The sequence below is a fragment of the Paenibacillus sp. J22P218 genome (genome assembly GCF_056269195.1).
The window spans coordinates 213987-238189 of sequence record NZ_JBWDNL010000003.1 but is presented as its reverse complement, the minus strand read 5'-3'; the positions used below and the strand labels follow the sequence as shown (position 1 = coordinate 238189).

At 50.4% G+C, this 24203-nt stretch carries 19 protein-coding genes; 11 read left to right on the top strand and 8 right to left on the bottom strand.

Annotated elements, in window-relative coordinates; all coding sequences use genetic code 11:
• Positions 1-19: 19 nt before the first annotated feature.
• The gene (locus AC0YN0_RS15770; protein ID WP_475822098.1) at positions 20-1684 is read left to right on the top strand and encodes a type 2 periplasmic-binding domain-containing protein; all 1665 of its coding nucleotides are present in this window, start codon (positions 20-22) and stop codon (positions 1682-1684) included.
• Positions 1685-1744: 60 nt separating this feature from the next.
• Here the strand turns inward: AC0YN0_RS15770 and AC0YN0_RS15765 are convergent, their stop codons facing one another.
• From AC0YN0_RS15765 to AC0YN0_RS15750, 4 genes are all read right to left on the bottom strand, one after another.
• Complete coding sequence (locus AC0YN0_RS15765; protein ID WP_475822097.1) at positions 1745-4054, bottom strand: helix-turn-helix domain-containing protein; 2310 nt, start codon at positions 4052-4054, stop codon at positions 1745-1747.
• 143 nt (positions 4055-4197) lie between these two features.
• Positions 4198-5781 (bottom strand): extracellular solute-binding protein, encoded by a 1584-nt coding sequence (locus AC0YN0_RS15760; protein WP_475822096.1) that lies wholly within the window; start codon positions 5779-5781, stop codon positions 4198-4200.
• A gap of 127 nt (positions 5782-5908) precedes the next feature.
• Positions 5909-6793 carry a carbohydrate ABC transporter permease gene (locus AC0YN0_RS15755; protein ID WP_475822095.1) on the bottom strand — a complete coding sequence of 295 codons (885 nt, stop codon included), beginning with the start codon at positions 6791-6793 and terminating at the stop codon, positions 5909-5911.
• Between the two features lie 31 nt (positions 6794-6824).
• Positions 6825-7736 (bottom strand): ABC transporter permease, encoded by a 912-nt coding sequence (locus tag AC0YN0_RS15750; RefSeq protein ID WP_475822094.1) that lies wholly within the window; start codon positions 7734-7736, stop codon positions 6825-6827.
• A 669-nt stretch (positions 7737-8405) separates the two neighbouring features.
• Here AC0YN0_RS15750 and AC0YN0_RS15745 point away from each other — a divergent pair.
• The 5 genes from AC0YN0_RS15745 to AC0YN0_RS15725 all read left to right on the top strand — a co-directional run bounded on the left by AC0YN0_RS15745 (position 8406) and on the right by AC0YN0_RS15725 (position 12443).
• Positions 8406-9374 (top strand): iron-hydroxamate ABC transporter substrate-binding protein, encoded by a 969-nt coding sequence (locus tag AC0YN0_RS15745; protein WP_475822093.1) that lies wholly within the window; start codon positions 8406-8408, stop codon positions 9372-9374.
• Positions 9375-9483: 109 nt separating this feature from the next.
• Entirely contained in the window at positions 9484-10491 is a 1008-nt protein-coding gene (locus AC0YN0_RS15740) for a FecCD family ABC transporter permease (RefSeq protein WP_475822092.1), read from the top strand.
• Complete coding sequence (locus AC0YN0_RS15735) at positions 10491-11498, top strand: FecCD family ABC transporter permease (protein WP_475822512.1); 1008 nt, start codon at positions 10491-10493, stop codon at positions 11496-11498. Before AC0YN0_RS15740 ends, AC0YN0_RS15735 begins: the two co-directional genes overlap by 1 nt.
• 136 nt (positions 11499-11634) lie before the next feature.
• Entirely contained in the window at positions 11635-12054 is a 420-nt protein-coding gene (locus AC0YN0_RS15730) for a MarR family winged helix-turn-helix transcriptional regulator (RefSeq protein WP_475822091.1), read from the top strand.
• A gap of 20 nt (positions 12055-12074) precedes the next feature.
• Positions 12075-12443 carry a VOC family protein gene (locus tag AC0YN0_RS15725; RefSeq protein ID WP_475822090.1) on the top strand — a complete coding sequence of 123 codons (369 nt, stop codon included), beginning with the start codon at positions 12075-12077 and terminating at the stop codon, positions 12441-12443.
• Between the two features lie 411 nt (positions 12444-12854).
• On the opposite strand, the gene AC0YN0_RS15720 is transcribed toward AC0YN0_RS15725, so the two are convergent.
• From AC0YN0_RS15720 to AC0YN0_RS15705, 4 genes are all read right to left on the bottom strand, one after another.
• The gene (locus AC0YN0_RS15720; protein ID WP_475822089.1) at positions 12855-13331 is read right to left on the bottom strand and encodes a hypothetical protein; all 477 of its coding nucleotides are present in this window, start codon (positions 13329-13331) and stop codon (positions 12855-12857) included.
• A gap of 104 nt (positions 13332-13435) precedes the next feature.
• Complete coding sequence (locus tag AC0YN0_RS15715) at positions 13436-15268, bottom strand: ABC transporter substrate-binding protein (protein ID WP_475822088.1); 1833 nt, start codon at positions 15266-15268, stop codon at positions 13436-13438.
• A gap of 126 nt (positions 15269-15394) precedes the next feature.
• Positions 15395-16903, bottom strand: coding sequence for an ABC transporter permease (locus AC0YN0_RS15710; protein WP_475822087.1), 1509 nt, complete (start codon positions 16901-16903; stop codon positions 15395-15397).
• A gap of 14 nt (positions 16904-16917) precedes the next feature.
• Positions 16918-18348, bottom strand: coding sequence for an ABC transporter permease (locus tag AC0YN0_RS15705; RefSeq protein ID WP_475822086.1), 1431 nt, complete (start codon positions 18346-18348; stop codon positions 16918-16920).
• 190 nt (positions 18349-18538) lie between these two features.
• Between AC0YN0_RS15705 and AC0YN0_RS15700 the strand changes: the two genes are divergently transcribed.
• From AC0YN0_RS15700 to AC0YN0_RS15680, 5 genes are all read left to right on the top strand, one after another.
• On the top strand, positions 18539-20284 hold the full coding sequence (locus AC0YN0_RS15700; protein WP_475822085.1) for an ABC transporter ATP-binding protein: 1746 nt from the start codon (positions 18539-18541) through the stop codon (positions 20282-20284).
• A 99-nt stretch (positions 20285-20383) separates the two neighbouring features.
• On the top strand, positions 20384-21430 hold the full coding sequence (locus tag AC0YN0_RS15695; protein ID WP_475822084.1) for a LytTR family transcriptional regulator DNA-binding domain-containing protein: 1047 nt from the start codon (positions 20384-20386) through the stop codon (positions 21428-21430).
• Positions 21431-21575: 145 nt separating this feature from the next.
• Positions 21576-22421, top strand: a complete 846-nt coding sequence (locus AC0YN0_RS15690) for an ABC transporter ATP-binding protein (RefSeq protein WP_475822083.1) — start codon at positions 21576-21578, stop codon at positions 22419-22421.
• Positions 22418-23137 carry an ABC transporter permease gene (locus AC0YN0_RS15685; RefSeq protein WP_475822082.1) on the top strand — a complete coding sequence of 240 codons (720 nt, stop codon included), beginning with the start codon at positions 22418-22420 and terminating at the stop codon, positions 23135-23137. Before AC0YN0_RS15690 ends, AC0YN0_RS15685 begins: the two co-directional genes overlap by 4 nt.
• Before the next feature lie 247 nt (positions 23138-23384).
• On the top strand, positions 23385-24167 hold the full coding sequence (locus AC0YN0_RS15680; protein ID WP_475822081.1) for an SDR family oxidoreductase: 783 nt from the start codon (positions 23385-23387) through the stop codon (positions 24165-24167).
• The last annotated feature ends 36 nt before the right edge of the window (positions 24168-24203 follow it).

Below are 24203 nucleotides of genomic sequence, written 5' to 3'. Positions count from 1 at the left end.
GATAGCGGAGGAATAAGAGATGAGCAAAATGAAAGTCTTCACATCGTTGTTGATGACTTTAGTTGTGGGAACCACTCTTCTAGCAGGCTGCTCGGATAATAATAAGGGGAGCAACAACGCGACCAATGCGCCCGCGGCAACCAATAGCAATAAGGCAACCAATGCCCCTGCGGAAAGCCCGGAAGGCGCCTTTGCCGATTACTCCAAAGGCTTCCCGGAGAAGGTCAATCTCGAGATTCCGGTATATGAACGCGCATTCGAGGGATGGAACGTAACCGACAACTACTATACACGTTGGATTCAGAAGGAATTCGGCGACAAGTACAACGTAAACGTAAAGTTTATCCCGATTACCCGCAGCAGCGAAGTCACGGACTTCGAGCAGCTGCTCGCTTCCCACAAGGCGCCGGACATTCTATTCCACTACGACATGCCGCAAGCGCTTGCATACTATAGCGAGGACGTCATGCAAGAGCTGAATTATGAGGAAATCGCTAACTATGCCCCTAACTATTGGAAAAACATGAGCGCAACAATCGAACAATACGGCAAGGTAGACGATAAAAATGTGTTTTTCTTCGCTGCTCGTCCGGCTGTAGATAACTTCACGACTTTGATTCGTAAAGACTGGGTGGAGAAGGTCGGCATGAAGTTGGAGGATCTGACCTCCCTTGAGAAATACAACGAGATGCTGACGAAATGGAAAGAAGCCGGTCTTGGAGCTGGCGCCGGCAGCCTGCTGCAGAACAACTATACGTACAACTATGCATTCCGCGATTGGCCGGTTGACGCCAAAGAGCGCGCGCTCTATTCCGATCTCGGCGTAGCGGATTTGACGACGCCGGCAAGCGAGCGCTACTTGCGCAACCTGAACGATCAGTACAATAAAGGTCTGATCGACAAGGAATTTTATCTGCGCAATGACGATGGCAAAATCAAGGCAGAGTTCGTTGCGGGCAAGACAGGTACCTATGGTCTGTATCTTGCCAGCAATACGGATGTCATTACGGCTACGCTTGCCAACAATCCGGACGCGCAATTCGCTGTTCTTCCTCCGACGGCAGGTACTCCTGAGGGCTACAAGCCGCAGGGACGCGCGTACTGGCCTTTCGGCTTTATCATGGGCATCAACTATGAGTCTACGGAAATGGAACGCGCAGCTGTATGGATGTACCTCGAGTGGATGAGCCAGCCGGAGAACCTGTTCTTCCTGCAGAACGGCGTCGAAGGTCAGAACTATACGCTTGACGGAGAAGGAATCGCCGTGAAAAACGCAGATTTCAAAGGCGAATCCGTTCTGTCCCAGAACAACAACAAGGACTACTGGGCGCTTGTCATCGAAAGTCCGCAATATGCCGATCCTGCTGTAACTCGCAAAGCTTACCTTCGCAACTGGTCGCCGGCAGGCTATGAATATTTGGCTGAGGATCTATTGAAATATTACGATCAAACGGCGGAATTCCGTACGCCGGACGCAATGTTCAGCGTAGTGCTGGAGAAGGTCAGCGAGTACAAGGCCGATCTGAACTCGCTGTTCCAAGAGCTGTATGTAAAGGTTGTTCTTGCACCGACGGACCAGTTCGACGCCATGTATGAAGAGGCTAAGAAAACGTACCTTGAGGCGGGCTATCAAGAGATTCTTGATGAGAAGCAAGCCGCAATCGATGCGGGTAAATTCAACTAATCACTCAAATAAACTGCTTCCAAAGCCTCTGCGTCTCGCAGAGGCTTTGAATCATCGAACCTAATCCTTCTCGGTCAGCGCGAATTCCCGATAGGCCGACGGGGTCATGCCGACAACCTTCTTGAAGGCGGAGTAAAAGTGGCTGCTGTTGATGTAGCCGCATATTTCCGCCACGTCGCTTACTTTATATTCATCGTTCTTCAGCAACTCCTTCGCCTTGCCGATACGGACTTTGCGAATGTATTCGCCGGAATTGATGCCGGTCATTTCCTTGAATAGCTTGGAGAAATAGTTGGGCGTATAACCGGCTACTTCGGCGAGCATTTCGACGCTCAGATTGCTGTCGGAATAGTTGTTCTGGATGTATTGGATCGTTTCCTCGATTTTACGGTAAAATTTATTTTCCTTGAGCTGTTGAATATTTTCGAGGCTTTTCCGGTATTCGTCGAACTGATTCAGCAGCCAATGCTTCGCTTGGCCGAGCGTTTCCATCTCCGTGAAAATTAAGTTCAGCTCTCCGAACCGCATGCCCAGCTTCTTATTCTCATCATTAAGCATTTGATTCATCTGCGTAATGCAGACGAGCAGCACGTGAAACAGCGACTGCATCGCGTCTGCATAGACGTATCCCCGCAGCAGGTTAGCCATATTCTCCAAGCATTCCACGAACCGTTCACGGTCGTTGCGCTTAATCGCGGACGTCAGGCTTTGTTCAATCTCGGTAGGGAGGTCGTAGCTATGCGTCAGCATCTCCTCTACGAATTGCGGATAGATGATTCGGTTTAGTCCCAATACGAACCGCTGCTTGGTCATCTCCTGAGCTTGAAGGTAAGCGTAAGGGCAATCTCCCCATGCGTCGATCGGGCTGCTGATGCCTATAGTAACGGTTATGCCTAACGTAACGGCAATTGAATCTTTGACGCCAGCCAGTTTGGTCAGCAAATGCCGGAAGCTGTCCGGGGCGCTTTCCGATTCATTGATGAGAAGCACGATTTCGCCCTTGGGCATCTGCAGCGACTCGTATCGGAACTCGTCACTCAACAGTTCCGTCACGCTCTGGAACAGCATGGATTCGAATACCGTTACGCTTGCTCCATCCAACTGCGAGTACCCATCAATCTTAATGACGCACAGCAGCAACCGGTCGAAGTCGATGCGCAGCTTAAAGTCGTCCGTGCTCTGGCTCGCGGCGGCCTCGGATTCATCGGCTATCAACTTCCGCCGGAGGAAGTTGTTTTTCATTAACTGCTGGCTGTCGCGATTTTTGTCCTCGAGCGACTGCATGTGCTGCAATGTTTCCGTGTAGACCCGGCTAATCAAGGAAATGTCGTTCGAAGCAGTGCTGCCGACATTGAACTGCGATCGCTTGAACAGTTCCGTGAGCCGTTGTACGGGATTGTACAGCTTCTTCGAGATAAGAAAAGTTAGAGCCAGGCAGAGCAAGAGAATAGACAGACATACTCCAAGCAAGGCGTTTCTTTTGTCTTGAATCGGTTGTATCAGGCTTTGATAGGGAGTGGAGCCGAGAACGTACCAACCAGTGGTCCGGTTGATGACGAACGTGGTCAGCGTTCGGTCATTTCCATTCTTGTTGATGACATCGCCCGACTCGCCAACCGAATTCCTCACGGCTTGGAACGAGGCCGTATCCTTCATGCTTTGGCCAATCTCATCGATATTGCTGTGCGCGATCAAGTTGCCGTCCACGTCGACGAGCATTAGCAGGTCGCCGGATTTGGACAAGTAATCGCGGACGAGCAGATCGTCGTTCAAATTAATGACCACCGTTTGCTGCTCGCCGTTCACGCTGCGGTTCGTGTATTCCATGCTAATGACGTAATTTGCTTTTTTATCGGTAAGGAAGGGCTTGGCCACATCCGTTTCTGTCAACCGGGTCAAATAAATGGCACGCGAGTCGTTCACGCTTTTCTGGAACGAAGCGTCCCGTTGCAAATAGCTTTCCACATCGAAGCCAGGCTCGCCTTCGACAATATGCTCGTGAAGGACGGAGTTGTAGACGAAGATGGACTGGATGTAAGGATTGATCTGACGTATGTTGGAAATCTGAAGCCGGGCTTTGTTGGTTACCAAAGCATCGCTTGTTCGGGAGGCCAGAAAGAGCTCAATATCCATGTTGATCTCAAGGTTCAAGTAAATCTGGTCCATCTCTTTGAACAGGTTGTCGATATTTTCGCTCAACATTTCCAGACCCTTCACCTGTTCGCGGGAGAGCTGGTTGTAGAGCGTCGTGGAATACAAGTTGGAGAAGATCAGCGTAATGGTCACGATAACGATCATGACCAGAATCGTGAAAGACAGGAGAGTACGAACGAATAAGGAATTATACTTGAGTTTGACCAATGAAAACATCAATTGCCCTCCTCCCTCGAGAATTAAGCGCTGCCATAATACGTTTAATAAGTATAGACAAAAACGATCGCGAATGGCTAGTAAAAAGCTGCCATTCGCGATCGTTGCAACTATTCGTGAACGTCCGATGTAAAAAATTCGTTTTACTTCGCCAAGTAAGCGTCCAACTGTGTTTGGACCTCGGTCACGATTTTGTCGGTGCCCGCATCTTGCTCTTTGGCGATGAAAGTTGCGACATCCTTGTCGACGTCTTTAATGTTGATGCCCGTCATCAAGAGCAGGCCAAGCTCGCTCAGTACTTGCTCGCGCTTCGCGCTCTCCGTCTTGATGCTCGCTTGATCCGGAACGAAGTAGTTGATCGTCGAGACGATGTTGTTCGGACGGTTGATGAATTCGTCGTACTGCTTGTAGTAGTTGGCTGTGCGCGAGGAGTCTTCCTTTTGGAACTCATTGCGCCAGAATCCCCATTGGCCCGCCCAGTCGAGATAGTTCGTCGGCTGGCCGTTGCCTTGGCCCTCCATGTAGGACACTTTGCGTCCATCAAGCTTGTACGTTTTGTCTACGATGCCATACATGACGGCATCGTACAATTTCTCGTTCGTCGTAAGCTGCTCGAGGAACATAATCGCTCTTTCCGGATTCGCGGCATTTTTGTTGATCGCCACTGCGTTGCCGAGAGGGGATTCAAGAACCCATTTGTTGTCCGGATAGAACTCGGACCATGCTTTGACCGCGCCTTGTTCTGCGACCTGCGGTTTGAACGTATTCGGGTTTTCCAGAATGCCGCCGTCGATTTGGTTGATGGCCGAGCCCATAGTACCCGCGCTGAAGTCGCCTTCCGTTCCTTTTGTTGCCAGCAGGTTTTTGGGAATGATGCCGTTTTCGTTCCATTTTTTCATGTAAGTGACGTATTCCTTGAACGCTTCCGTTTGTTCCCATGGGATTACGGTATGCTTCGGATCATCGATTTTGACGACGAGACCATGGAAGTTCAAATCCTCATAACCGTATTTCTCCTGGAACACGCGGCTGATGTCGCCGAACCAGTTGTCGGGACGGAACGAGATCGGAAGAATCTCCGGAGCTGCCGCTTTCATCGCGTGAAGCATGGCGTCCAGGTCTTCGACGGTTTCGACTTTATCCTTCGCGTAGCCGCCTTTGGCTGCCAGATCACTGCGGTACCATACAATCGGCTTGCTCGTCTTCTTGATTGTCCATGGAGCTGCATAGACACGGTCATTGACTTTGATTGGATCCAGCAAGTTATTGTCGGTGTATTGCTTGTACAGCGTTGGCGCGTATTCCGGCAGCAGGTCGGTGATGTCCAGGTAACCGCCGCGGTTCATCGCATTCGGGAAATCGAGCCAGTTGCCGTCAAAGTTCAAATCATAATTGTCACCGGACGATTGAAGCAGCTTCATTTTGTTTTTGAAATCGTTCCAGTTGACATAGTTGATTTCGAATTTGGCATTCAGCGTGTCTTTCGTCAATTCGGATACATAATCCCATACTTCATCCGTAGCTTGCGGTTTATCGCCAGGGAAGTAAAAGCGGAGCGTGACGGGCTTTAGTTTCTCCCCTTGTGAAGCGCTGTCATTATGGGCGTTCGTTCCTTTCGTGCCGGAAGCGTTGTTGGCATCGTTATTGCTGTTGCCGCATGCGGCCAGCGAAAAGGCGATGACGGTAGCGAGCACACCGGCTGCAATTCGTTTCGTGTTGATAGTCATGTGAAATCCCCCTGTTCGTTCTTATTATTATGTGCTTCACGGCTGCCGCCGATCAAGCCGAGAGTTAGGGACGGGCATCGCACCTGGAGTGAACGGTCCGATATTGCCCATCCGGCGGGGCGGCCGGTTAACCTTTGACCGCGCCCATCATAAGACCTTTGACAAAGTACCGTTGCAGGAACGGATAGAGGAAGATGATCGGCCCGATCGTAACGATGGTGGCCGCCATCTTGACGCTCTCGCGAGGAACCATCTGATCGGTACTCGTCGACAGCACGCTGGAATTAGCGAGGTAATCGACATTGGATACGATCGTCCGCAGCATTAATTGCAGCGGCTGAAGCTCGGTTTTGTCGATCAGCATCAGTCCAAGCCACCAATCGTTCCAGTAGGCAAGACCGATGAATAGACCGACCGACGCGAACACGGGAACCGACAGCGGCAAAATAATGGACAAGAGCGTACGCACTTCGCTGGCTCCGTCGATTTTGGCGGATTCGTGCATTTCCTCAGGTATAGATGAAAAGTAGTTACGCATTAGGAATATGTTGAAGCCATTCACCATGGATGGAAGAATGAGCGCCCACAAGTTGTTATGGAGATGCAAATATTTGACGTTAATGATGTACCAAGGGACCATCCCGCCGTTGAACAGGAGCGTCAGCAGCACGTAGCCGGAAATAAAGCGGCGATACTTCAGCCGGCGCAGCGAGATCGGATACGCGATCATGGCGCTGATGGTCAAGCTGGCAATGGTGCCGATAATGGTTACGAGGCTGGTAACCTTGTAGCCGGTCAGAACGACGTCCAGTCGTTGGAACAAGAAACGATAGGCGGTAAAGTCGAAATTTTTTGGGAAAAGGTTGTAGCCGTGCATCAGAATGTCCGATTCGCGCGTCATCGAGCTCGATAAAATGATGATGAACGGGATGATGCACAATAACGAAATGATGGAAATAAATGCGTACAATATAATTTCTCCCGCTTGAACGGTTGAACGTCGGGTGTTCATAGTAGCACCTCCATAAGGGCAAGTTTGTCTTTTAGAATAGGGTGGAGTCGCTTTCGTACTTGCGGGCAACGCGATTGCTGACGTATACAAGCACGAATGCCAGCACGGACTGATAGAAGCTCGCAGCCGCCGCCATGCCCATGTCTCCGGAACCTTTCAAGCTGCGGAATACGAAGGTATCGATAACATCTACGGTCGAATATAGCTGTGCACTGTCGCCAACAAGCGAGTAGAACATGCCGAAATCCGAATTCATAATGTGGCCGATCGCGAGCAGCGTCAAGACAACGATGGTCGGTCGAAGCAACGGAATCGTGATGAACCAAATTTGCTGCATCTTCGTTGCGCCGTCGATACGGGCGGATTCGTACAGCGTATGGTCGATGCCGGTCAGCGTAGCGAGATAAATAATGCTGTTGTAGCCGACGCCCTTCCAGATGAAAATAATCAGAATGAGAAACGGCCATGCGTTCGGATTCGAATACCAGTCAATCTTGTCCATACCGAACTTTGTGAGCAGCTCGCTCAGCATGCCGTGCTCGTAGCTCAAGAAGTTGTAAGCGAACACGCCGACGACGATCCAGGAGATGAAATACGGCAGCAGCGTCAGCGATTGCGCCGTTCGCTTGAACCAGGTTGATCGAATTTCGTTGAACAAAATGGCGATACCGACGTTCACGACCGTGCCGACGAGGATAAACATCAGATTCAATAGAATCGTATTGCGAGTGACGCTTAACCAGTTATCGGAAGTGAAGAAAAACCGGAAGTTCTCATAAATAGGGTGCATCCAGGGGCTGGCAAAGATGCCGTTGCTCAAGTTAAAGTCTTTGAAAGCGATGATGATGCCAGCCATCGGAAAGTAGTTGAACAATAATAGAAGGATCATGGCTGGAATGGTCATTAGGTAAAGTACTTTGTGTTTGGATAGTTCACGTAACAATGAATCTTCACTCTCCGTTCATAGATGGCATGCCTTGCTGTTATGAATCCGTTTACAATTCAACGGTATCATGCAGGGGAGACGTTTTAAACTTCATGTTTCGATGATTTTATTGGATTTTCTAAGATTCCGATTGTTTCAATTGCTACGATTTAGTTGTTTTATTACTCTGAAAATGCGCCAAAAGGGCGGTGCGACAGCGTTTTTGATAAAGAGCGCATACGGTTGCCGCCGTGCGGGAGGAGTATGAAGAATTGACAATCCGATCTTAAGAATGTTGTCTATCTGCCTCTAAGGGAAGGGAGCTGGCCATGTCTATCGAGCGGGACACCGACGGGGCGGTAATGGCATTCGCTTCCCCGGAGCCCGGTGTATATGAACTGTCTGCGGACGCGAAGACGTCGTATACGCTGAGATTTAACGGGTAAGGCGGAACAACAGTCGGAATCAGGCATTGGATTGCATGGGCGTGCGCCGAAGAAGGCGTACGCCTTTCGTTGTGAATATGGATGGAAAGGAATGCTTCAAATTATATAAAGCCATAAAGCTGTAACAATTCGCGGTGGAACAAAAAATGGCTGGATTCATTTCATTGACAGCCCGCATTATTGCAGATATAATAACACTCGTATGAAATTGATAATCAATATCAATAAAAGGGGTATGAAAATGAATAAAAAGTTTCTATTGTCCATCTTTCTTATTTTGTCCGTTATTTTCGTAAGTGCTTGCGGTAACAATGCAGCGAACAATGGTGCAAATAATGCATCGTCGGCAACTAACACTCCAAGCGCAACGGATGCGCCTGCGACGGACGCTCCAGCCGAATCCGGCACGATCACATATGAATCCGAGGTTGGTCCAGTAGAAGTGCCAGCGAATCCACAACGTATCGTTGCTTTGACGAACGCGCCAAACATCCTGTCGTTGGATGGAAAGATCGTTGGCGTAGACGAGTGGACGAACAAGAGCCCTCACTTCACAGATAAGCTGGCTGGTGTAGAGGTCGTATCCGATGAGAGCCTTGAGAAGATCATCGAGCTTGAGCCGGATTTGATCATTGCCGGTACACATAACAAAAACATCGACAAATTGCAGGAAATCGCGCCAACTGTTGTGTACACTTGGGGCAAACTGGATTACTTGACGCAACAGCTCGAAATTGGCAAGCTGCTGAACAAGGAGCAGGAAGCACAAGCATGGATTGACGATTTCAAGACGCGTGCGGCAGCAGCCGGCGAAGAAATCAAAGCGAAAATCGGCGCGGACGCTACGGTGTCGGTATTGGAGACGGATTCGAAGAGCTTCTACGTGTTCGGCGACGCTTGGGCGCGCGGAACGGAAATTCTGTATCAAGCAATGGGACTGAACATGCCTGAGAAAGTTAAAGCCGACGCTCAAGGGCCTGGCTACTATACACTCTCCAACGAAGTTCTTAGCGACTATGCCGGCGATTATATCGTTCTCAGCAGAAGCGCTACGGGAGACAATTCGTTCATGAAGACGGAGACTTGGACGAAAATCCCGGCTGTTCAAAACAATCATGTCATCGAGATCGACACAGAAGCTGCTTCTTACAGCGATCCGATAACGCTTGAATACTTGTTGAACATCTTCAAAGAAGGTTTCTTGAAATAAGCGTTTGCTTAACGCACTGGCTGATGAAGAAGGCCGAGTTGCCTCAGTTAACAAAGAGGCTGTCTCGGTCTTCTTCTTGCCCGTTATGCCCTAAAGGAGGAATGGCAATATGAGTGCTATTCGGAAGCCAAAATCGTTTGTTCTCAAACTTATACTCAGCATAGCGGTACTAGCAGTCATGTTCGCGCTCGCTATGTTGCTTGGCGCGAAGGATGTATCCTTGCGCGAGCTCTGGTTAATATTAGCTAACCAAGGCGGAGATGATGATAAAATCTCGATGCTCAGGGAGATCCGTTATCCGCGGGAAGTGGCGGCTGTGCTTGTCGGTGCCGCGCTTGCGGTAGCCGGGGCAATCATGCAAGGGTTGACGCGCAATCCGCTTGCAGACCCCGGGCTTCTCGGTCTAACTGCCGGTGCGAGAGCGTCGCTCGCCTTGGCTATCGCCGTATTGCCGGCGATGAATTATGTCGGAATTATGCTCGTCTGCTTCGCTGGAGCCGCGCTCGGCATGTTCCTCGTTATCGGAATCAGCTCGGTGAAGAAAGGCGGCATGTCTCCGTTCCGGATCGTATTGGCCGGTTCGGCCGTATCCGCATTTCTATATGCCGTAGCGGACGGTATCAGTCTTCTAACGAAGACATCTAAAGAAGCGACGATGTGGACATCCGGAGGGCTGATCGGTACCACTTGGGGGCAGGTTCAAGCGATGAGTCCTGTCATCATCGTTGCGATTCTGGTTGCAATGGCCATGTCCAAGTCACTCACGATATTAAGCTTGAACGAAGAAGCTGCGGTTGGTTTGGGCATTCGCACGGCATACGTCAAAGCGGTATTATACATTATGATTATTCTGCTGGCCGGAGCCTCCGTTGCGCTTATTGGGAACATGGCGTTCATCGGGATGATGATTCCTCATATCGTAAGAGCGTTGTTCGGGACCGATTATCGCATCGTCATTCCAATGTCGGCGATCTGGGGTGCGACATTCATGCTGATGGCGGATACGGTGGGCCGAACGCTCAATGTGCCGTTCGAGACGCCGGTTGTGGCGATTATGGCCGTACTCGGACTTCCGTTCTTCTTGTTCGTGGTTCGTAAAGGAGTGAAGACGCTGTGATGTTCTCGAATGCGAAGGTTAAGAAACAAGTGGTCGTCTTCGCGGCATTGCTGCTGCTCATCGCGGCAACGATCATTGTCGGAATGAGTTTAGGCTCTGGGGCACTAACGATCAATCGACTGTTCCAGACGTTATTCGGGCAGGGGACGACCAAGGAAAATCTCGTGTTGTTCTCCATCCGCATGCCGCGAATCGCTGTAACGTTGCTGGCCGGCATGGCTTTGGCATTGTCGGGCGCAATCCTTCAGGGGATTACGCGGAACGACTTGGCTGATCCCGGCATTATCGGCATTAACGCCGGGGCCGGCGTGGCGATATCGGTATTTTTCCTCTATGCGCCTCTCGATCCGAAGTCGTTCGCTTATATGCTTCCGATTGTCGCATTTTTAGGAGGACTAATTACGGCCGCTCTCATTTATTTGTTCTCGTATTCGAGAAGAGACGGACTGCAGCCCGTGAAGCTGGTACTTGTCGGGATTGGGTTCGCCCTTGCCTTGTCCGGCCTGATGATTGTGCTGATCTCGTCCGCCGATTATCGGAAGGTTGAATTTATCGCGCAGTGGATGGCGGGCAACATATGGGGAGCGGACTGGCCATTCGTATGGGCGCTGCTGCCGTGGCTTGTCATTCTGCTCCCGTACACGCTGTACAAGTCGAACGCGCTTAATCTATTGTCGATGGACGAAGCGGTTGCCGTCGGGGCAGGCGTCTCCATCAATAGGAACCGGCTGCTGCTGCTCGGAACTGCCGTTGCTTTGGCCGCTGCGGCGGTATCCGTCACCGGGGGCATCGCGTTCGTCGGCCTGATGGCTCCCCATATTGCGAAGTCCCTTGTAGGGCGCCGTCATCAATATTATGTCCCCGTTGCCGTTCTGATGGGCGGGTGGCTGCTCTTGTTCGCGGATACGATTGGACGCAATCTTGTCGATCCGTCAGGCATTCCGGCGGGCATAATGGTCGCGCTCATCGGCGGACCGTACTTCTTGTATCTTCTTCTGAAAAAGTAGTGTAGTCGCTGTGACAGGTCATGAGCAATCATGCGGTCACAGCTTTTTTTATGAAAAATTAGTTGCAATAGCATTATATTTCTCGTATTCTAAAATTAGTTGCAATAGCATTCTATTCGAGAGGAGGATGAGAACAATGGAATCCGAATCGCACGGCCATTATATTTCAGCAATTTATCGTCATATGCAGGTGTTCATTTCAGCAGAGCTGGCACCTTATCGAATAGGCAGCGGCCAGTATATATTTCTTATGGCGATTGCGAATCAGCAGCCAACCACACAGAAGGAGCTAAGCGAGAAGCTGCTCATCGACAAGACGACTACCGCGAAGGCGATCGCCAAGCTGGAGGTGGAAGGTTATGTGCGAAGGGAGGCCGATCCTGCCGATAATCGCTACCAGCTGCTTTTTTTGACGGAATCGGGTCACGAGGTTGTACCTAAGGTTCAAGAAGCGCTGAATCGGGTCAAGAGCAAGTCGAAGAAGGGCATGAGCGACGAGGAGTATGAGTTGTTGATAGGTCTGCTGAAGAACGTGCTTCGCAATATAATCGAATGATATTTGGGAGGGTGTAAGAGATGATTGCACAACCTTTTATCGCAGTGGAAAATTGCAAAGAGGAAATCAAGTATTATCAAAGCGTCTTTGGCGGAGAGATCACGATTTTGCGCAAGCAGGGGGAAGAGGTGCTGAACGCGGATCTGCTTGTTGACGGAGCAAGCCTCAAGTTTGCGGATACAAAGGCGGCGAAGCCGTCCGCCAAGGGCGACTATGTGCGGGTATTCTTGAAAATCGATACGGAGGAAACGTTCAGAAGCATTTACGGCGAATTCGCGGCAAGCGGAACAGTTCAAACGGAAGTGTATGAAGCACCGTTCAACGGACTGCTGGCCATCGTGACCGACCGGAACGGCGTGTGCTGGGTATTGTCGTATTATCGCAGTTAACGATCAGAAGAGAGAAGCTCCCAACGTGCATTTTGCCAGATAGTTAATTTATACGATTTTTCGCATAAGATCAGTTAAACAAGGCGTAACTTGTAAAAAGTTATGCGATATTTCATACAAAAGCGTATAAATCATAGATGCGGCCGATGATTTTGTGCGATTTTTCGATCAAATGCTTTGATATGACTTATTGGTAAGGCTGCTTTATACGATTTATCGTACCACTATAGGTTAGTCATAGTTAATCTACAGCCTCAATCATCCAGTCAAATTGTCTCCGGGAGATGGAAGAAGCGCTTTTGAGTGGAAATCATACAGCCTAATTCGCCCAATTTGCTCGTTTCCGCCAATCTAGCTCCATTAGCCTGTATGAAATCCAATCTAACTACCTTTTTAATGTTATTAAGCCCGTTAGTCTGTATGAGATCCATTCAAACTGGCAGGCGCTATGCGGTAGACCGCACGGTCATCCTCTGTCGGCTGCTCATCCAAGCGGCTGGCTTCCCAGCCGAAGGAGAGAACGCTTGCCAGCTTGTCGGCCTCTGAAGCGGTCAGACGGGCAGTAACCTGTTCCTCGCCTGCATCCAAATGCAACTCCGCCTCTATCCCCAGGGCAACCAAAATCCAGCTATGAATGCCGCGAATCGTATTGTATTTGATCTGATAGCCTTGCGTCACAGCCTGCTGAAACGTATCTACATTATCTGCGGCAAAGGCCGTTAGCTGCGAATAATCGAAATGAAATTTGCTGTCGTCTTTAGGCAGTTCTTCTCCGGCAACAACTCTCCGTATAAGCTCCTCGTCGGACCATCCGAGGGATTTGAGCGATTCCAGCATAAGCGCATCCCATTGGGACAGCTTAGCGAGCGGGGCAGATAAGTTAGACATAACAATGACCTCCATAGGCTTCAATGTAAGTAATTGATAAGAATGGCAGAAGACTGCCCGGCCATCCGCGATGTCCTGGGCAGTCTTCGAACTTGCCTATTACGTTATTTGCTTGCTTTGTAAGCGTCCAGGTATTCTTTCACTTTGGCCGAATCGGCTTTCAGCTCAAGACCGGTCTTAACCATTGTGCTAAGCGTAGAGATCGCTTTGAATTTGTTGCCTCCGTAGAAGGCGAGAATTTCGTCTTGGTTAATGGAGTAAAGCACTGCTTTTCGCAGATCGGCGCTTTCGGCAACCGCACGGTTTTTCGTGTTGAACAACAGGTACGAAACCGCATTGCTCGGTACAGTTTGCAGTTCAATCTTGCTGTCGCCTTTCACAACGTCGAATTTGTTCTCAGGTACGGAGTACAACAAATCGATTTCGCCGCTGCGGAGCGCGGACAAGCTTGCGTCCATATCTTTGATAAAGCGGATTTTGATGCTGTTCACGTTAGGCTCGTGCTCTGTGCCCTTCATGTAAGCCGGGTTTTTGTAGAATACAGCTTCATACTCGTTCTTGTAGGACAGGATGTACGGACCGCTTGTGTAAAGCGTATTGTTGTACGTGCTGCCTTCGGTTACCGTGTTCTGGTCGCCGTAAGGGATGTCCTTGTTCACGTCGAACTTAGCCACGTCATACGTGTTGATTTTCTCGACTTGTTTCTTCGATACGATACCCGCCGATTGGTGAGCCAGATAGTTCAGAACTTGCGGGAAAGGCTCGGTAGTCGTAAGTTTCACGACTTGGTATTTGCCATCTTTGCTGCTGGCTTGCGTTTTGTCGGATACAAGCGAAGAAATTTTTGCATCCAATCCATTTTCAAGCGCTGTTTTTACCGTATCGCTGCCGCCCGATACTTTAACGGCATCAAGAGCTGCGACGTCGGTTACTAGCTCGACTTGTCCGATATGCTCGTGCAGCGTAAACGTACGGTGGTCAGGTACGGAGTTTTTGTCTTTAGCACGGTTCAGGGAGAAGATAACGTCGTCTCCGCCTACGCGTTCGCCCGTATCGACCGCCAGCTTGTCTTTAACTGCAGCAAAGTTGATGTTGTCTCTCAGAATGAAATAGTAATCGGAATTGCCTTCCGCAATAGCGTGATTGTAGGAAAGGGAGCCTTCGGACGTAATTTTGTCGTCGTCGGTCAAGTTCACAAGACGCACGTATTGGTTTGTGTTGATAATGTTGATCGAGCCGTCATTGCCTTTGATCGGATCAAGCGATGTCAATGTAGGCATCGTCGATTGAAGCACGATCGGATCTTTGTCGCGTTTACCCGCATCGTTGAAATCAAGCTCTTCCCAAGGAAGGGAACGCGATTTGGACAGGCGAACCGAATCCGATTTCAGCACGTCCTTATTGAACGCTTGCGACTTAAGCGAGCTGTAGAGCGGCGCGATATACGCTTTGTCGAACACAAGCTGTTGCTCGAACTGCTTGTATGTTTCCGTGTATTGCTCAGGCGTCTCGGAGCCAGCCTTATCGATAAGCGCATCAATCTCGGAATCAGCAAGAATGCTGTAGTCGCCGCCTGTTTTGAACAGGGAACGAACCGCGTAGTCAGGGTTGCCCGTTACGCTCGTCCAGCCGGACAATGCGATATCGAAGTTGCCTGCATCTTGCTGGGATTTGAAGCTGCCGTAGTCGGCTTGAATGTTAAGCTTTACGTTAAAGCCGTTTTTCGTCAATTGGTCGCGAACGATGTTGAGGTCGGCTTCGTTGGAACTCATGCCGAGCAATTCAATGTCCACTTTCGTTCCGTCGCTCGGTGTTTCCGAGGTTTGCGTCGGCGCCGGCGATTCCGCGGCGTCGTCTTTGGTCGTCAGTTTGCAGCCGCTGAGCATAAGCGCAGCACTGATTAACAGCAGAGCGGCAAATTTGGTTTTTCTTTTCATGATGATTCCCTCCACTTATCTATTTTTTTATATTAACTCACATTCATGTATCGTCCATACATCGTTTCGTAACGTAGAGGCCGTAGGAATATGAATGAGGTTACCAAGGTTGATTGACCTACCGTGTTAGTCCAGCTTCGGATCGAGCGCATCGCGCAGCCCGTCGCCCAGAAAGTTAAAGGAAAGCACAAGCGCGATAATCGCCAGTCCCGGGTAGATCGCCGTGAACGAGTGTGTCTCCAAATATGCGCTTCCCAGCTTAAGGATGTTGCCCCATTCCGGAATATGCGGCTCAACGCCGAGACCCAGATAGCTCAAGCTGCTTGTCGAGATGACGGCGGTGCCGATCGTCAGCGTTGCCTTGACTATCATGGGCGCTATCGAATTCGGAACGATATGCTTGAACAGGATTTTACCGTCGCCGACTCCGAAAGCGCGTGCCGCCTGCACATATTCAAGCGTCGATACGAGCATGACATTCGCTCTCATCGTCCTTGCGTAGGTCGGAATGGCACCGACGCTAAGCGCCAGAATCAGATTGGCGGTGCTTGCCCCGAACGCCGCAATAATCGCGATGGCGAGCAGAATGCCGGGAATGGCATACAGGACATCGAGCAATCGCATAATGATATTGTCCGTGCGTCTTCCGTAGTAACCGGAGATCGCGCCAAGCGCACCGCCGATTAGCAGCGGAATAAGAGTGGAGAGCAGACCGACGACAAGCGAGATCCGTGCTCCAAAAATAATGCGCGAGAACAAATCTCTGCCGTAATTGTCCGTACCGAGCGGGTAGGCTAGGTCAGGAGAGTGTAAGATCAGGCTATAGTTATTTTCAATCGCCATACCGTAATCGAATGTGAGATAGCTCGTTATGGCGATCGTTAGCAGAAAGACGATAAACAGCAGTCCGAGCATAGAGGTGGAGCTTCGCGACAGCTTATCGATCACTTCGGCGAGTCTTGAGCCGGAAGAATAATTTTTGTCCCGCAGTCTCGCAATGAGCAGCAGGCCAAGGAAGAGCGCGAACAAGTTGCCGGTAGCTGATGTGACAATGAGAATGCCTGCTACGAGACCCATCCACCCGGGCAGGACAGCATGGTCTGCGTACTTGGCGATGAGCAGCAGGGAAACCAGCTGCACGACCGCAATAATGATTAGCAGCGTCATGCCAAGTAAAAATCCGTTAGCTACGAAAGGCTTGAATACGTTCAAGGAGGATACGGCAAATACGAACAATGTCGTGAGAAGCGTGTATACGGCGAGCGTATACGCGGCGTTTTTTCTCCGTCTGATAAGTCCGAAAGCCGATGTCGCTATGAATACGTTAGCGGTTAGAAGGCTTAGCAGCAGCACGTAACCAAGCCGCCTGGTCGAGGTCTTGATCTCGCCGGTCTTCAATAAATTGCCCCGGATGACCGCCCATACCAACGTTTGGAGAAAGGCAAAGACGATCCAGGCGATGCCGCCGAAGAACGGCAACGGGTTAAACGCGCCTTGGGCCGGCACATAGCTGGCGAACAGCAAGGCGGCGCCCAGCGCAACTGAGACGATAGCGGAAAAGCTGGCATGGCTATATTCGGAGCTCGACTTCAATCGGAACTGCGCTTCTTGGTTGTTAATGGCGTTATTTTTCAAAAGTAGCACCTGCTTTAGTATTGTTTCATCTTGGAGCGGATTCTAGGGTCAAAAAAAGCATACAGCAGGTCGACGATAACGTTGACGATTGATATGGTAATAGCGGTGTAGATTACGCCGCCCATAATGGCCGGTATATCCGGAATAAACTGCTTGTCGACAATGTAGCTGCCGATCCCGTTAATGTTGAATACTTTCTCGGTTACGGCCGCGCCGCCGAGCAGGGCGCCATATTGCAAGCCGACAATCGTAAGAATCGGAATGAGCGCGTTTCCGACCGCATGCTTCCATAACACCTGTCCGCGGCCAAGCCCCTTGGCTTTGGCAGTCGTTATATAATCCTCGTGAATGACTTCAAGCGTCGATGAACGGGTCATTCTCGCGACGGCAGCGGTTAGGCCGGTACCGAGCACGACAATCGGCATAATGGAAGATAACGAATTGTCGGGATTATACGTTGCAGGAAGCCAGGAAAGCTTGATCGAAAAGTTCAAGATAAAGATAAGTCCCTGCCAGAAGTTCGGAATGGACAAGCCAAGCAGAGCGATGAACATAAAGGTATAATCAAAAAAGGAATTCGAGCGCGTTGCCGATATGATGCCGATCGGAAGAGCAATCAGCACGGCAATCAAGGTCGAGATTGTCGTCAGAGTAAGCGTAACGGGAAACTTGTTCGCAATCGCCGTCGTCACGGATTCATTCCCGGCAAATGACTTGCCCAGATCAAAAGTTAGTATGCCCTTTAAATTGTTCCATAACTGCACAAGATAAGGCTGATCCAGTCCATATAAATGATTGAAATTGGCGATCTGTTCGGCGGTAGCCGTCTCGCCTAGCAGATTGGCAGCCGGATTCATCGGCGAAATATAAAGGATCGTAAATACGAGAAACGATACGCCAAGAATGACGAGAGCTGCCATTACGAGCCGTTCGGCTACGTACTTGACATAAGGGCTTGCATATATGGCCATCAGCACATACATAGGAAAGCCGATAATGACTGATAGCGCCATAAAGACAGGATTAGCTGCAAGCGACTCATAAGTATCCGCTAAGGTATAGGTATGAATCCGCAATCCTTCAAGCCGGTCGTGGAGCTTCTCCTCGAGCTTATCGGAGGCGATGCGTTCCGCTTCCCGACGCGTATGCTCTTCGGTGACGGTTTGACCAAAAAAGGCGTGCTTGCGGCGCAATTGCTCCGTTGCTTCCTTAAGCAGCTGCTCTCTAGTGCCGCTCTGAAGCAGGAGCTTGCGGTTTTCTTCTATTAGAGCCTTCTGGCCGTCTTGCGCTTTGCGTGCTAGATGTATAAAGTAGACAACGATGGACACTGGCAACCCGGCGAGCAGCAGCAGGAATCCATATGTTTTATGAAGAAGCATCTTACGGTAGATGGCTGCTATGCGAGCCGTATAGCCATTACTTGTTGAAGTTGCGTGCCCTGTCAAGCTATTCCGCTCCCTTTCATCTAACAAAAATTTTAAATTGAATTATTCCGATCGATATAGTAGATTTTATTTTAACGGCTATGAAATGTCAATAAAGTTATAGTTGGTTAAAGTTCCTTGTTATTATACCTAAAACAATGAAGTGACGCATCATTACACAGCTGAATTTTACAGAATAGCAGGTGCTTATATGGATACATTGTTACAAGTGAAAGATTTATCCGTTTCGTTTTTTGCGCATGAACGTGAAGTAGAGGCGGTGCGCCGAGTAAGCTTCGAGCTGCGCAAGGGCGAAACGCTGGGCATCGTAGGCGAATCGGGCAGCGGCAAGAGCGTTACGGCGCGTGCGATTATGCGGCTTTTGCCGTCGCCTCCGGCCATGGTCAAAAACGGAGAAATATTGTTTCAAGGCCAGAATCTCGCTTTCAAAACCGATAAGGAAATGGAAGAGATTCGCGGCCGCGACATCGGCATGATCTTTCAGGACCCGATGTCTTCATTGAATCCGACGATGCGCATCGGCAAGCAGATCGAGGAAAGCCTCGTCAAGCATCGTAAGCTTAATAAAGCGGAAGCGAAAGCCGAAGCGATCGCGATGCTGCGTATGGTAGGCATACCGAATAGCGAGACGCGGTACAGTCAATATCCGCACGAATTCTCTGGCGGCATGCGCCAACGGGTCATGATTGCGATCGCGCTGGCATGCCGTCCTTCGCTGCTTATTGCGGACGAGCCGACAACGGCGCTCGATGTAACGATTCAAGCGCAAATCCTTAATCAGATGAAGGATCTTCAACAGCAGCTCGGCACATCGATTATTCTCATCACGCATGACTTGGGTGTCGTGGCAGGGATGTGCGATCGGGTCGTTGTGATGAAGGATGGAGAAATCGTGGAGACGGGAACGACGGAGCAAATATTCGCCGATCCGCAGCATCCGTATACGATTAAGCTGCTTAATGCGCTGCCTCGTCTGGACGAGAAGAAGAAGCCGAAGGCTGTATCAAGCGCCGTTAAGCGCGAGGAGGGCGTACCTCTGCTTCAGGTTCGGTCGCTTAGACAGCATTTTGACCTAGGCAAAGGACAGCTGATTAAAGCCGTTAACAATATATCGTTCGACATCCATGCAGGGGAGACGCTTGGGTTGGTCGGGGAATCAGGCAGCGGCAAGTCCACCACGGGACGCACCATTCTTCGATTAGATGAAGCGACGGGAGGAGAGGTGCTGTTCCGCGGCATTCCGCTCCAGCAATTGAACCGAGGCGAGATGAAGAAAATACGGAGCCATATGGGCATGATCTTCCAAGATCCGTACGCCTCGCTGAATCCTCGGTTGCGCATTGTCGATATTATCGGCGAAGCGCTGGATGTGCATGGCATCGCCACGTCGAAGAGCGAGCGGTTGCGGCGTGTCGAGGAACTGCTCGAACTCGTCGGCTTGCAAGCTTCGCACGCGATGCGTTATCCGCATGAGTTTTCCGGCGGCCAGCGGCAGCGGATCGGCATTGCCAGAACGCTTGCGGTCGAGCCGGAGTTTATCGTCTGCGACGAGCCGTTGTCCGCGCTGGACGTATCGATTCAAGCGCAAATCGTGAAGCTGCTTGAAGAACTGCAGCAACGGCTCGGACTTACCTATCTGTTCATTGCCCATGATTTGTCAATGGTGAAGCATATTAGCGACCGCGTTGCGGTCATGTACAAGGGCAAAATCGTCGAGCTAGCGGAAAGCGAGGAGCTGTACAGCAATCCGCTGCATGATTATACGAAATCGCTGCTTGCCGCGATTCCGGTTCCCGATCCGAAGGTGGAGGCGCTTAAGAAACGTGTCACGAACAACGAGGCAAGCAAGGCCGACCCATATGGATTGGAACACTCCGAATTCATTGAAGTAACTCCCGGTCATTGGGTAGCCATGGCTACGGCCAATATAAGATAGCGATGAATGAATGAAAAGCCTGACTGGAAGGTGTGAACCCTACCGTCAGGCTTTTCGTATATATCGATATAGAAATTCGGTGAGCAGGAGGCAATTTACATGGATGAGTTAGACAATAATAAGGCTTTTAACAAGGATGGTCGAACGGATGTCATCGAGCTCGTCTCTGGACAATGCGTCGTTATACAATGCAATCCCGATAGCGGACGTACATTCATCCGGTCCATGAGAGGAGAGCGCGTATCATCGGAATATGGGATCTCTTATCAAGGGGAACGGTTAGCTCTGGAGGGCCCGGAAGCTGTCAAGCAAGTCGGATACAGCACGTTGGACGAAGGGTTATATGAACGGCTGAAGGTGAGAGAATACCTTTCCTTTTGGGCAGAGCTCCATGAAGTTCAAGCATCGTTAGCGGAGCTGCTTAGCATCATCGGATTGGCGGGCAAAGCCCATGAACGAATATCCAAGCTTAGTTATTCGGAGAAGCGGCTGCTTAGCTTCGTACGAAGCGTTGTTCATGATCCTGCCATTATCATATGGGAAGATCCGGAACAGAATCTCGATCTGGAGAGCTGCATCATCGTCAGGAGGTTGATAGACGAGCTCATCCGCAGGGATAAGGCGATTCTCATTACGTGCGCGACGTTGGAGCAAGCGCATTCGATTTCGAGTATGATCTTCCGGCTGACGGGAAGCGGACTGGTTCCGGTTAGCGTACCTGAGCAAACGGAAACGATTGAGACGAATGCAGGCGTTGACGACGTTGAGTCTGCGACGTTTAACAGCAGCGAGCTCCCCGATCATGCTGTGAAGCTAGCTAAGCTGATGGTAAAAACCGAAGATAAATATGTGTTCATCGATCCCCGGGAAATCCATTTTATCGAGAGCAACGAGGGTATCACCTGCGTACATACGAACGAAGGCATTCTACCTTGTGCTTGGACGCTGGCTGAATTGGAGGATAAGCTACGGCCGTTTCGATTCTATCGCTGTCACCGTTCCTATATCGTCAATCTCGATCGGTTAACGGAGTTAATCGTGTGGAGCCGCAACAGCTATAGCTTGGTTCTGAGCGACGATCGCAAGTCGCGGATTCCGTTGTCGAAGGGGAAATTCGAGGAGCTGAAGACGATCGTAGGGTTATGAAGTTGGTTCCGTTCATCCCGCGAATGGCGTCGTTCGGCTATCGAATAGCTCTTTTCGCGGTGAATATGAGGCTGTCGGACCGCTTTGCGCTTAATCTGGAACGGAGCTTACAAGGCTACGCGTCTTAAGGGAAGGTGTAATCGTCATGCAATCCATTATTGAGGTTGAACACCTCGAGAAGCTTTACAAAAAGAAGCATGCCTTGAAGAAAATCAGCTTTCGCGTTCAACGGGGCGAAATATTCGGATTTCTCGGTCCAAGCGGTTCGGGGAAGACGACAACGGTGAAAATCCTTACCTCTCAGCTGCTGTACACATCGGGGCGGGTGAACGTGCTTGGAAGCGATCCCGGGCGAAATCGTCATTCGCCGTTTCTGGGCAAAATCGGCGTGCTTACCGATAATAGCGGCCTGTACGAGCGGCTTAGCGTGTACGACAATCTGGAATTGTTTTGTCGGTTGTATGGCGTCGCCGACCAAAGAATTGAAGCCGTCTTAGAAGCGGTTAATCTGACCGAAGACATGCATACGCTGGTCGGGCGGCTGTCCAAAGGAATGAAGCAGAGGGTTACGCTCGCAAGGACGATTCTGCATGAGCCGGACATTCTTTTTCTGGATGAGCCCACGTCAGCTTTGGACCCGGTGAATAGCGCCCGCATTCAGGAAACGCTGCGCGAAATGAACCGCCGGGGGACGACCATTTTTTTGACCACGCACAATATGCAGGAAGCGGAAGACCTTTGTCACCGCGTTGCCTTTCTGAACAATGGTGAAATTTCCGCCCTCGACACCCCGCAGGCATTGCGCCTGCAGTACGGCGATCGCTCCATTACCGTGACGACCCGGAAGGGGAAGCTGGTTATGGAGCAAAACGAAGCGAGTGCGGATTATGTACGGAACTTAATGAACGGCGGAGAGCTGCTGGCCATCCATTCCAATGAGCCTACGCTAGGCGATATTTTCGTGAGATTGACGGGGAGGGGACTGGAATGACGAGGTTCTCCATGCGCCGATTCAAAGCGATCGTCAAGAAAGAATGGAAGGACGCGGTTCGGAATCCGCAAATTTTATTGAACGCGGGCATGCCCCTATTGATTGCCGTATTATTCAACCAAAAAGGGGCTGACCCGAGCGACCTTTCGTTTATCTCTGTTCCCATACTGGTTGCCATATCCATTACCGGTGCTTTCGTTCAAGCGAATATGATCGCGGAAGAGAAAGAGAAAAATACGCTGCGTTCGTTAATGCTGTCGCCGGCTACGAAACTGGAGGTGCTTGCGGGCAAAAGCGCGACGACCACCTTATTTGCAATAATTGTAATCGCAGCGTGCTTGGCCATATCCGGCGTACCTCACGTAAATTACGCTTACTTGTCGGTGTTGGCTATTTTATTGTTACTCATCTTTATGGCTTTGGGTACGGTTATCGGCCTTATCGCGCGAACGGCATCGGAATCCTCCATCGTCGGCCTTCCCCTGCTGCTGTTCTTTATTTTCGGACCTATTTTTGTTCCCGATCTGGATATGCCAGCCTTGATGAACATCATTAACTTGCTGCCCTCGCATCAATTCGTGCTGGCGGTAACCGAGCTTCATCAGGAGGGCGGACTTTCTCCGATTCTAGGGAATTTGACCAACTTGATTGTATGGACGCTTATATCGGTGGCGTTATGCTTCCTCGTGTATGGGAAAAGAAGATTCGATAAGTAAAGCTGCGGCGGCGCTATGCCAATAATAACGGAGATGGAGGAGTTTCGATGAATAAATGGACCAAAAACATCATTTTTGGCGTTGTCCTGCTCGCGGTATGCTTGGTTGTAAGGAAGTTGTGGCTGCCTGACGGGATCTTCGGTCTATTCGATTAACGGAAATACCATGGAGCTCTCCTTATGATTACCTTTAACGGAAGAAGGGTATAACGGTTTATATCCGGTTATTTACGAGGGGGCCATGAGGGATGAGCGAGTTATTGAAGGGTAAAGTAGCGGTCATTACGGGGGCGGGGTCGGGCATAGGACGTGCAGGGGCGCTGCAGCTGGCCCGGAATGGAGCAAGCATCTGCCTGTTCGATCTGAACAACAATCGGACCGAAGAGGCAGAGCAGGCTATTCACGATATGGGAGGACAATCGTTATTCGTGGACGTGGACGTATCGGATCCGCAGCGGGTGCAGCAAGCGGTACAAGCTGTGATTGAGCGCTTCGGGCGGATCGATATCGTATTCGCCAATGCAGGCATCAATGGCACGCTTGCCCCTATCGAGGACTTAACGCCGGAGGCATGGGACGAGACGCTGTCGACCAATCTGAAGGGAACGTTCCTGACCGTTAAATACGCGGTTCCGCATATGAAATTAGATGGCGGCAGCATCATTATTACGAGCTCCATCAACGGAAGCCGGAAGTTCTCCGGATTCGGCATGTCGGCCTACAGCGCATCCAAAGCAGGCCAAGTCGCCTTTGCCAAAATGGCCGCCCTTGAGCTGGCCCGCTACAAAATCCGCGTCAACGTCATTTGCCCGGGAGCGATCGAAACGAATATCGGCGAAAATACCGATCGCACGAAGCAGGTCGATAAGATCAGCATTCCCGTCGAATACCCAGAGGGCAATCAGCCGCTTGAGCACGGTCCGGGCCAACCCGAGCAGGTCGCCGACCTTGTCCTGTTCCTCGCATCTGCGCAATCCAGCCATATCTCGGGAACGGAAGTTTTCATAGACGGAGCGGAGACGCTGCTGTAATTAATGGGTTGAATGAATAAAAAACTTCCGCTATAT

Coding starts and splice junctions, on each gene's coding strand:
- AC0YN0_RS15770 (WP_475822098.1), top strand. CDS start 20: ATGAGCAAAATGAAAGTCTTCACATCGTTGTTGATGACTTTAGTTGTG.
- AC0YN0_RS15765 (WP_475822097.1), bottom strand. CDS start 4,054: ATGTTTTCATTGGTCAAACTCAAGTATAATTCCTTATTCGTTCGTACT.
- AC0YN0_RS15760 (WP_475822096.1), bottom strand. CDS start 5,781: ATGACTATCAACACGAAACGAATTGCAGCCGGTGTGCTCGCTACCGTC.
- AC0YN0_RS15755 (WP_475822095.1), bottom strand. CDS start 6,793: ATGAACACCCGACGTTCAACCGTTCAAGCGGGAGAAATTATATTGTAC.
- AC0YN0_RS15745 (WP_475822093.1), top strand. CDS start 8,406: ATGAATAAAAAGTTTCTATTGTCCATCTTTCTTATTTTGTCCGTTATT.
- AC0YN0_RS15740 (WP_475822092.1), top strand. CDS start 9,484: ATGAGTGCTATTCGGAAGCCAAAATCGTTTGTTCTCAAACTTATACTC.
- AC0YN0_RS15735 (WP_475822512.1), top strand. CDS start 10,491: ATGTTCTCGAATGCGAAGGTTAAGAAACAAGTGGTCGTCTTCGCGGCA.
- AC0YN0_RS15730 (WP_475822091.1), top strand. CDS start 11,635: ATGGAATCCGAATCGCACGGCCATTATATTTCAGCAATTTATCGTCAT.
- AC0YN0_RS15725 (WP_475822090.1), top strand. CDS start 12,075: ATGATTGCACAACCTTTTATCGCAGTGGAAAATTGCAAAGAGGAAATC.
- AC0YN0_RS15720 (WP_475822089.1), bottom strand. CDS start 13,331: ATGTCTAACTTATCTGCCCCGCTCGCTAAGCTGTCCCAATGGGATGCG.
- AC0YN0_RS15715 (WP_475822088.1), bottom strand. CDS start 15,268: ATGAAAAGAAAAACCAAATTTGCCGCTCTGCTGTTAATCAGTGCTGCG.
- AC0YN0_RS15700 (WP_475822085.1), top strand. CDS start 18,539: ATGGATACATTGTTACAAGTGAAAGATTTATCCGTTTCGTTTTTTGCG.
- AC0YN0_RS15695 (WP_475822084.1), top strand. CDS start 20,384: ATGGATGAGTTAGACAATAATAAGGCTTTTAACAAGGATGGTCGAACG.
- AC0YN0_RS15690 (WP_475822083.1), top strand. CDS start 21,576: ATGCAATCCATTATTGAGGTTGAACACCTCGAGAAGCTTTACAAAAAG.
- AC0YN0_RS15685 (WP_475822082.1), top strand. CDS start 22,418: ATGACGAGGTTCTCCATGCGCCGATTCAAAGCGATCGTCAAGAAAGAA.
- AC0YN0_RS15680 (WP_475822081.1), top strand. CDS start 23,385: ATGAGCGAGTTATTGAAGGGTAAAGTAGCGGTCATTACGGGGGCGGGG.